The 9,540-nt window shown below is 65.9% G+C and carries 8 protein-coding genes and 1 pseudogene; 8 read left to right on the forward strand and 1 reads right to left on the reverse strand.

Annotated elements, in window-relative coordinates:
• Positions 1-52 precede the first annotated feature (52 nt).
• The 3 genes from AB4Y63_RS18885 (at position 53) to AB4Y63_RS18895 (ending at position 3,181) form a co-directional block, all read left to right on the forward strand.
• Positions 53-1,123 carry a 3-isopropylmalate dehydrogenase gene (locus tag AB4Y63_RS18885; RefSeq protein WP_441792607.1) on the forward strand — a complete coding sequence of 357 codons (1,071 nt, stop codon included), beginning with the start codon at positions 53-55 and terminating at the stop codon, positions 1,121-1,123.
• Positions 1,124-1,197: 74 nt separating this feature from the next.
• A complete protein-coding gene (locus AB4Y63_RS18890) occupies positions 1,198-2,325 on the forward strand; it encodes a branched-chain amino acid aminotransferase (RefSeq protein ID WP_441792608.1) in 1,128 nt (375 codons plus the stop codon).
• A 91-nt stretch (positions 2,326-2,416) separates the two neighbouring features.
• Positions 2,417-3,181: a fumarylacetoacetate hydrolase family protein gene (locus tag AB4Y63_RS18895; RefSeq protein ID WP_441792609.1), complete on the forward strand. Its 765-nt coding sequence runs from the start codon at positions 2,417-2,419 to the stop codon at positions 3,179-3,181.
• A 140-nt stretch (positions 3,182-3,321) separates the two neighbouring features.
• Here AB4Y63_RS18895 and AB4Y63_RS18900 read toward each other — a convergent pair whose 3' ends face one another.
• Entirely contained in the window at positions 3,322-4,395 is a 1,074-nt protein-coding gene (locus AB4Y63_RS18900; RefSeq protein ID WP_441792610.1) for an aminotransferase class V-fold PLP-dependent enzyme, read from the reverse strand.
• Between the two features lie 219 nt (positions 4,396-4,614).
• Here AB4Y63_RS18900 and AB4Y63_RS18905 point away from each other — a divergent pair, with 219 nt between their 5' ends.
• The 5 genes and pseudogenes from AB4Y63_RS18905 to AB4Y63_RS18925 form a co-directional block, all read left to right on the forward strand.
• Positions 4,615-5,520 (forward strand): LysR family transcriptional regulator, encoded by a 906-nt coding sequence (locus tag AB4Y63_RS18905; protein WP_441792617.1) that lies wholly within the window; start codon positions 4,615-4,617, stop codon positions 5,518-5,520.
• A gap of 95 nt (positions 5,521-5,615) precedes the next feature.
• Entirely contained in the window at positions 5,616-6,191 is a 576-nt protein-coding gene (locus AB4Y63_RS18910; RefSeq protein WP_441792611.1) for a DUF2510 domain-containing protein, read from the forward strand.
• Positions 6,192-6,241: 50 nt separating this feature from the next.
• The gene (gltX, locus tag AB4Y63_RS18915) at positions 6,242-7,756 is read left to right on the forward strand and encodes a glutamate--tRNA ligase (RefSeq protein WP_441792612.1); all 1,515 of its coding nucleotides are present in this window, start codon (positions 6,242-6,244) and stop codon (positions 7,754-7,756) included.
• Positions 7,757-7,758: 2 nt separating this feature from the next.
• A complete protein-coding gene (locus tag AB4Y63_RS18920) occupies positions 7,759-8,763 on the forward strand; it encodes an NAD(P)/FAD-dependent oxidoreductase (protein ID WP_441792613.1) in 1,005 nt (334 codons plus the stop codon).
• A gap of 334 nt (positions 8,764-9,097) precedes the next feature.
• Positions 9,098-9,540: pseudogene (locus AB4Y63_RS18925) on the forward strand (hypothetical protein); the annotation flags it as partial.

The following is a 9,540-nucleotide window of genomic DNA, read 5'->3' on the forward strand; positions in this document are numbered from 1 at the left end:
GCAGCTCGCAGTAGGGTTTAGCTACCGAAATCATCACAACCCACGGAGCCCTATGTCTCGCCGAATCACACTCGCTCTCATTCCCGGTGACGGGATCGGCCCGGAGGTCGTCTCCGAAGCCGTCAAGGTGCTCGACGCTGTCGTGCACGGAGAAGACGTGGTTTTCGAGAAGACTCACTTCTCGCTCGGCGCGGCACGGTTCCTCGAAACGGGCGATGTGCTCACGGACGACGACCTAGCGGCAATCGCCTCGCACGATGCGATCCTGTTGGGTGCCGTCGGCGGCGTTCCCGGAGACCCGCGTCTGGCCAACGCCAACATCGAACGTGGCCTGCTGCTCAAGCTGCGCTTCTCGCTCGACCACTACGTGAACTTGCGCCCGAGCGTGCTGTTCCCCGGTGTGGCGAGCCCCCTCGCCGCACCCGGCGACGTCGACTTCCTTGTCGTGCGTGAGGGAACCGAGGGTCCGTATGTCGGAAACGGCGGCGCCATCCGTCAAGGCACCCCGCATGAGGTGGCCAATGAAGTGTCGGTGAACACGGCGTTCGGCGTCGAGCGCGTCGTGCGCTATGCCTTCGAGGCAGCTCGTGCTCGTTCGCGCAAGAAGCTCACCCTCGTGCACAAGACGAACGTGCTCGTCTTCTCGGGCAGCCTCTGGCAGCGCACCGTGAACGCGGTTGCCGCCGAATACCCCGACATTGCCGTCGACTACCTGCACGTCGACGCGGCGACGATTTTTCTCGTCACAAATCCGAGTAGATTTGACGTCATCGTCACCGACAACCTCTTTGGCGACATCCTGACCGATCTGGCTGCCGCGATCAGCGGAGGCATCGGACTTGCGGCCTCCGGGAATATCAACCCGGACGGTCGCTTCCCCAGCATGTTCGAGCCGGTACACGGTTCGGCTCCCGACATTGCGGGCATGCAGCTGGCCGACCCGACGGCGGCCATCCTCTCCGTGTCGCTGCTTCTCGATCACCTCGGTCTGACTGAAGCGGCTTCCCGCGTGAGAGACGCCGTCACGGCCGACATCGCAGCTCGCTCCGAGGGCGCTGCCGCTGGGGTGCCCCGCAGCACGGCGGCGATCGGCGATGCAATCGTGACCAGGCTCAGCACCTAGCCGCACGAGCAGCTGACCCGCAGACGACGCTGATGAACAGACGATAGAGATTCGGAAAGAGCAAAGGGACTCCCATGAGCCAGACAGACTCCGCTACAGCACCCACCACCACGTTTCCCCTCAGCTTCGCGCTGACGCCGTCAACGACGGCTCGCGCTGACGCGGAACGTGATGCGGTGCTGGCCGACCCCGGGTTCGGCAAGCATTTCTCCGACCACATGGTCACCATCGACTGGAGCATCGGTGAGGGATGGCACGACGCTCGTGTCACGCCCTACGGCCCGCTGCAGATTGACCCGGCCTCGGCGGTGCTGCACTACGCCCAGGAGATCTTCGAAGGGCTGAAGGCCTACCGTCATGCCGATGGTTCGATCTGGACGTTCCGCCCCGAGAAGAACGCCGAGCGTCTGCAGCGTTCAGCGCGTCGTCTCGCACTGCCGGAACTCTCGGTCGCCGACTTCATCGAATCGGTCAAGCAGCTCGTTGCCGTTGACGGCCAGTGGGTTCCGTCGGGTTCCGAGTCGAGCCTGTACCTGCGCCCGTTCATGATCGCCAATGAGAACTTCCTCGGTGTGCGTGCGGCACAGACCGTTGCCTACTACGTCATCGCCAGCCCGGCCGGCGCCTACTTCGCCAACGGTGTCTCACCGGTGAAGATCTGGCTGTCAACCGAGTACTCCCGCGCCGGTCGCGGTGGTACCGGTGCGGCCAAGTGCGGCGGAAACTACGCCGCCTCGCTGCTGCCGCAGATGGAAGCGGCCGAAAACGGATGCGCCCAGGTGCTGTTCCTCGACGGCGAAACCGGCACTCACATCGATGAGCTCGGCGGCATGAACATCTTCTTCGTGCATGGCACCGACCGCCTGGTCACCCCGCGCCTGACCGGAACGATCCTCGAAGGCGTCACCCGAGCGAGCATCATCCAGCTTGCCGAGGACCGCGGCATGACCGTTGAAGAGCGCGACGTGTCGATCGAGGAATGGCGCGATGGCGTCGCATCCGGATCGATCACCGAGGTCTTCGCCTGCGGCACCGCCGCAGTCGTCACGCCGATCTCGCAGCTCAAGGCTGCTGACTTCACCATCGGTGACGCCGACGCGGCCGCCGGTGAGATCACGATGGCGCTCCGCGAGGAGCTCACCGACATTCAGCACGGCCGTCGCCCCGACCGTCACGGCTGGCTCACCCGCCTCGACGCGTAGGGTGCACTGCGAGCGGCGGCCCGGTCGCCGCTCGCATCATCACCCCTGCACTACTTCGCTTTTTGCTCCACCCCTCACTGACTGGATTCACATGAAGATCGCACGCTTCTCGCACCTGGGCGGCATCGCCTTCGGAATCATCGACGATGACGCTCTTGTCGTGTTGAAGGGCGACCCGATGTTCGCGGGCTTCGAGCCGACCGGGGAGCGCGTCGCCTTGTCGGGTGCCAAGCTTCTGGCTCCGGTGATTCCGCGCTCGAAGGTCGTTGCGGTTGGCAAGAACTACCACGATCACGCGGCGGAGATGGGCGGCGACGCCCCGGCCGACCCTCTGCTGTTCCTCAAGCCGAACACCTCGGTCGTCGGCCCCGATGACGCGATCGTGCTGCCGCCGCAGTCGAACCAGGTCGAGCACGAGGGTGAACTGGCCATCGTCATCGGCAAGATCGCCAAGAACGTGAGCGCGGCGAACGCGGACGCCTACGTTTTCGGCTACACCGTCGCCAACGATGTGACGGCGCGTGACCTGCAGAAGTCCGACGGCCAGTGGGCCCGGGCGAAGGGCTTTGACACCTTCTGCCCGATCGGTCCGGTGATCGAGACCGAGTTCGACCTCGACGACGCAACTCTCGAGACCCGCGTCAACGGAGACATCCGCCAGTCAGGTGCGCTCACCGACATGGTTCACGACGTCGCGAAGATCGTCGAGTATGCGTCGAGTGTGTGGACGCTGCTGCCCGGCGACATCATCCTGACCGGCACCCCGGCCGGAGTCGGTCCGCTCGTCAACGGCGACACCGTTGAGGTCTCAATCAGTGGCATCGGCACCTTGCGCAACACCGTCGTTCGTCCGTAGCGCGACTCGTTGGTCGAGCTTGACGTCTCTCGCTGGTCGAGCTTGTCGAGACCTCGTGAGCCAGTCTCGAGACACGGTCATGGGATCTCGACAGGCTCGATCACCGGAGCGGCTCGATCAGCCGTGCGCTCGATCAGCGGTCAGCGTCCGAGCGCCGTCAGGACATCGGCGACATCGTCGGCACTGTTCCAGAGGTGGAAGGCGACTCGTGCCCGACCGGCGCGCGCCGACGCGGTGATTCCCGCCGCGGCGAGCCGGGCGACATCGCCGCCGTCGGCATCCGGCCAGGTGACGATCGCTTGACCGGTGCGAGCGATGCCGAGGCCGTCGCAGAGTGCGTCGCCGAGTCCGACCGAGTGATCGCGAACTTCTGCGATGTCGAGTCGGCGAAAGAGGTCGATCGCCGGGCGGGCACCGACCCAGGCCTGCCAAGCGGGGGAGACGTCGAATTGGCGGGCATCGTCGGCCAGGTTCATCTCGGGGCCGTAGCAGGATGCCCAGGGGTCGCGTCCGGCATACCAGCCGACCTGGTTGGGGCGCAGTTCGGTTTGAAACTCGGGGGAGACGGTGAGAAAGGCGACGCCGCGCGGCGAACACAGCCACTTGTAGGCGTGGCAGGTGGTCGCGTCGAACTGGGAGGCATCCACCGGCAGCCAGCCGGTCGCCTGGGTGGTGTCGCAGAACGTGCGGGCGCCGTGCGCTCGCGCTGCGGCGGTGATGGCGGTGGCATCGGCGATGGCGCCCGTCGCCGACTGCACGAGCGAGAACGCGACGAGCCAGGTGGCCGGGCCGATGCTCCCGGCGAGATCGGCGAGCGGGGCGTGCCGCACGGTGACTCCGCGGTGTGCGTGGGCGAGGAAGGGGAAGACCATCGAGCTGAAGTCGCCGTCGACGCAGAGCACTTCGGCTCCGTCGGGTACCGAGGCGGCGACCATTCCGGCCATTACTGAGACCTGGGAGCCGATCGCGACGCGGTCGCGGTCGATACTGACCAGTTCGGCAAAACTGCCGCGCACCTCTTCGACGATGTCGCCGTAGCCGGCGGCACTCACGCGGGCGTGCGCCCAATCGGTTGCGTCGGCGGTCATCGCCGCAACGGTGTCGCGACTCGGGAGGCCGAGGGTGCAGGCGGCGAGGTACCCGTGCCCGGCGCTGAAACGGGACTGGGCTTCGGCCAAGGTCAGTGCGGGGATGGCGGTGGTGCTGGAGGACATGCTTCAAGCATGTTCCGGGTGGATTCATTCGACAACCGCAGCATTGCGATGCAAAGCATAAGCAACGGTTATCCTGTGGGGATGACCGTGCTCCCGACTGCACCCCTGACTATGCTCCAGACCCCGGCTTCGGCTGCGCCTGTTTCAGCGCCCCTGGCGCCGGCGTCCGCTGCACTTCCCCTGACCGGACTCGATCTGGACGCCCACTCCTTGCGCGCGATGCGTGCGGTGTCTGAGCTCGGCTCGATCACCGCAGCCGCGACGGCACTGGAATACAGCCAGCCGGCGATCAGCCAGGTGCTGAAACGTCTCGAGCAGCGTCTGGGGATGCCGGTCGTCGAACGTGTCGGCCGCGGGGTGCGACTGACCGAGGCAGGCCGGGTTCTTGCACGCCATGCCGTGGCGGTGACGACGGCGCTCGACGCTGCGGCGGGGGAGCTGGCCGAGCTGCAGGGATTGCGTGCGGGCCGGGTGCGGATCGCGGCGTTCCCGTCGGCGTCGGCGACCCTCGTTCCCCAATTGTTGGCCCGTATGGCGGCCGGCCACCCGGAGATCGGATTCACGTATCTGGAGGCGGAACCGCCGGAGGCGGTTGCCGCGGTGCGCGACGACCGCGTCGACCTGGCGATCACGTTCAGCTATCCCGGGGATCGTGACGACCCGCATCCGGGCAGCGCACAGGGGCTCCGTCACGTTGCGCTCTGCACAGACGAGATGCTTCTCGTGCTGCCGACCGGGCATCCGGCGGCTGTGGCCGAGCAGGTCGATCTGGCCGGACTCGCCGACGAGAACTGGATCGGCGGCTGCCCACGCTGCCGCGGTCATCTGCTGCAACTCTGCGATCAGAGCGGTTTCGTGCCGCGCATCTCGTATGAGACGGACAACGTTGCTGCGGTGCTCGGGCTGGTTTCGGCCGGGATCGGCGTCGCGATGCTGCCGCGGATGGCGCTCGGGTCGGCGTTCGGGTCGGCGTCGGCGCTGGCCGGAGTCGAAATCCGGTCGACGGGAGCTCGCGAACACCGCACGGTGCATGCGGTCACGGCGGTTGGAGGCGAGCGGATGCCGGCTCTCGCGGCAGCGCTGGCTCAGCTCGTTGCGCTGACCGGATGTGGTTCGGCCGGCTGAACATGCCGCGTCTGGGTGCTGCGACGACGGGTCCGAAGAGACCGATAGTGTGATCGTGACGGGCGCGACGCCGAACGTCTCTCAGAGGGGGAACAATGACTGCTGCACCGGGTTGGTATGCCGAACCAGATGGATCGACTCGCCAACGTTGGTGGGACGGCACCCGGTGGACTGAGCATGTCCAGGATCCGGCATCGAACGTTTACGGTGCTGTAGCCCGCCCGGCCGTCGACGCCACGACTCCTGTCTACGGGCCATGGATCTGGCTGATCACTCTGCTGCCGCTCACCACGCTTCCCGTGCTTCTGGCCTGGGACACCAAGGCCTACATGCTGGCCTCGATTTCGGGAGAGCTGGTTCTCGACGGAGGCTACATCGCCCTTCAGTTCGTCAGCTGGGTGTTGTATGCCGGGACCGTGGTCTGTGCCTTGTTCGACCACCGGCGGCTCGTCGCCCTCGGCTATGCACGTCCATTTCACTGGGCGTGGACGTTTCTCTCCAGCATCGTCTACATCATCGGCCGTTCGGTGGTTGTCAAAAAGCAGGCCGGCCGTGGATTCGCACCGATCTGGGCGATGATCGCAGTCTTCGTTGTGGAGATCGTGGTTGCGATCGTGAAGATGTTCGACGCCATGATGCTCGTGCTCGAGATGGCCCCGACCTTCTCCTAGAGAGAGCACGCCGCACGACCGTCGTGCCCACTCGTCTAGAATTGTCAGTGATGTCTGAGACAACTGCACACCCATTTTCCGCTGCGACCGGCGCCGATGTGCGCGTTCGCTTCTGCCCGTCGCCCACCGGAACGCCGCACGTCGGTCTGATCCGCACGGCCCTCTTCAACTGGGCGTACGCCCGGCACACCGGCGGCAAGCTGATCTTCCGCATTGAAGACACGGATGCCGCGCGCGACAGCGAGGAAAGCTTCGGCCAGATCATCGACGGTCTGCGTTGGCTCAAGCTCGATTGGGACGAAGGCGTCGACGCCGGCGGCCCGCACGGCCCGTATCGCCAGTCCGAGCGATACGACATCTACCGCGACGTCATCGCACAGCTCGTCGAGTCCGGCCACATCTACGAGAGCTTCGCAACCGGTGAGGAGATCGAGGCGCGCAACGTCTCGCTCGGCCGCGACCCGAAGATGGGTTACGACAACTTCGAGCGCGACCTCTCCGACGAGCAGAAGGCTGCCTTCCGTGCCGAGGGCCGTTCGCCGGCGCTCCGTCTGCGCGTGCCCGACGACGACCTCTCCTTCGACGATCTGGTTCGTGGCGAGATCACGTTCCCGGCTGGCTCGTTCAGCGACTTCGTCGTCGTGCGTCCGAACGGACATCCGCTCTACCCGTTCGTGAACCCAGTCGACGACGCTCTGATGGGCGTCACGCACGTGCTGCGTGGCGAGGACCTGCTCTCGTCGACCCCGCGCCAGATCGCGCTGTACCACGCGCTGATCGACATCGGACTGACGACCTTCGTGCCGCGTTTCGGTCACCTGCCCTACGTGATGGGCGACGGAAACAAGAAGCTCTCGAAGCGTGACCCCGCCTCGAACCTGTTCCACCACCGTGACCGCGGCTTCATTCCCGAGGGCCTGGTCAACTACCTGGCTCTGCTTGGCTGGTCGCTCACGCACGACCGCGACGTGTTCTCGATCGACGAGATGATCGCCGCGTTCGACGTGGAAGACGTCAACCCGAACCCGGCCCGCTTCGATGTGAAGAAGGCCGAGTCAATCAACGGTGACCACATCCGTCTGCTCGAAGTCTCCGACTTCGCCGCGCGCACCGTGCCGTACCTCGTGGCGGCCGGTGTGCTCAGCGAGCCGCTCACCGACGCCCAGCAGGCCATCTTGGCTGCCGCCGCCCCGCTCGTGCAGGAGCGCATTGCGCTGCTCGGCGAGGCACCTGCCATGCTGGGCTTCCTGTTCACGACCTCCGACGCGCTGGTGCACGAGACGGATGCCCTCGGCTCGCTCCCGCAGAACGCCGCCGAGATCCTCGCAGCATCGACAGCTGCCCTCGGAGATATTCCCGAAACGGAATGGACCACCGAGCGCGTGCACACCGTGCTGACTGCGACGCTGATCGAGACGCTGGCCTTGAAGCCGCGCGTCGCCTTCGGACCGTTGCGTGTCGCAATTTCGGGGCGTCGTGTGTCACCGCCCTTGTTCGAATCGATGGAGATCCTCGGCAAGTCCGAATCGCTCGCTCGCCTCGCGCGTCTGTCGGCCACGCTGTAGGCATGACCGCACAGTACGACGTCGTTATTGTCGGCGCGGGCCCGGCGGGGCTCGCCGCCGGGCTCAGCCTGGTGCGAGCCCGCCGACGCACGCTTCTGATTGACAGCAATCGGCCGCGCAATGCGGCGACGCTGCATTCGCACGGTTTCATCACTCGTGATGGGGCGTCGCCGCTGGAGCTGCGACGACTCGGTCGGGAGGAATTCGAGGCCTACCCGGCTGCGGAGTTTCATTCGGGGCTGGTGCGGTCGGTGACGTTGCTCGATGTGGACCGTGAAGGTGAAGCGGGTCAAGGTTCGGCGGCTGCCGTCGGAGCCTGGGATTCCGTTGATCTGTCCAACGGTCAGCCACGATTCCGAATCACGACGCGCGGCTTGCGCGGCGCGCCGAACCTTGATGTCACGGCGCGCACCGTCGTGATCGCCACCGGGCTCACCGAGACGCTGCCGGCGCTGCCGAGCATCCGTGCCTGGTACGGAACGAACCTGCACAGCTGCATCGACTGCGACGGGTACGAGAAGGCGGATGCTGCCCTCGCTCTGGTCGGCGAATCGAACGACCTCGCGGAGAGGGCTGTGCTGATCTCGCAGTGGACCAACGATCTCATGGTCTTCACGAACGGCATCGGCGAAGTGAGTGACGCTGACGAGGCGAGGCTTCTGGGGCGGGGCATCCGCGTCGACCGCCGCCGGATCGTCGACATCGTGGGGGAGCGCGGTGCCATGACCGGGATCGAACTCGAAGACGGCGAGATTGTGGCGCGCGAAGCGGGTTTCGTGCGACCTCACTGGACGCCGACGATCGACTATCTCGAGCCGCTGATCACCCAGCTGCACACCGACGACGAGGGTCTCATCGTCGTGGACGAGCATGGTCGCACCTCGATCCCGGGCCTCTACGCGGCGGGGGACTCGACGCCTCCCGGTCCGGAGCAACTCATGGTTGCGGCCGGGAGCGGGGCGCACGCGGCGGCGATGCTCAACCGGGACTTGCTCGGTCCGTTCTAGCCGGACTTCGGCGTTTGCTTTCGGTGATCGAGGAGCGCCCGACGGAGTCGGCCGTGTCTCGAGATTTCGCGAGCCGACCTCTGAACTCGGCCGTCCTCGGTGGTCGAGCCTGTCGAGACCTCGCGAGCCGACCTCCGAAACTCGGGTTGTGCGGCCCCGCCTCGTTGATCGAGGAGCGCGCGAGCTTGCGAGCACGTGTCTCGAGATCTCGCGAGCCGACCTCTGAACGTATTTCGCGCCGGTCTGGAAAAAGATTCCGAGAATGTTTTCACCACCCGTCGGTTCGGGGTCTTTTCGGCCGTCGAATGTCAGTGGTCACCGGTTGACTAAGTGTATGAACCTCAACGACGAGTTCTCCCAATCGCCCTACGCGAAACCGCCCGATCCGGTTCCGCCGGATGCATCCCAGATGTCCCCGGCGGCCATGGCCGACCACCTCGGCTCCCTGATCGACTTGGTGCTGGATTCCGAACAGGCGCGCGCCGCGGCGGATGCCGACCGGGCCCGCCGCATCGACGCCGCCCGCCTCTTCTCCGAGCTGACCGTCAACACCAGTGCCCTGGTCGCCCCGGCCTATGTCAGCTTCGGCGGGGACGCCTACCAGCGGGACCTCGTCTCCCGGGTGCTGGTCAGCGAACTGGCCGCCCTGCTCCGGTTGCCGGACCGCACCGTGCAAACGTTGATCGCTGAAAGCCAGGCGTTGGTGCATGACTTCCCGGACACCCTCGCCGCGCTCGGTGCCGGGCAGATCAGCTACCGGCACGCGCACGCTCTCCT

Source organism: Leifsonia sp. YAF41 (assembly GCF_052113185.1).
In the GTDB taxonomy this organism is placed as follows: Bacteria; Actinomycetota; Actinomycetes; order Actinomycetales; family Microbacteriaceae; genus Cryobacterium.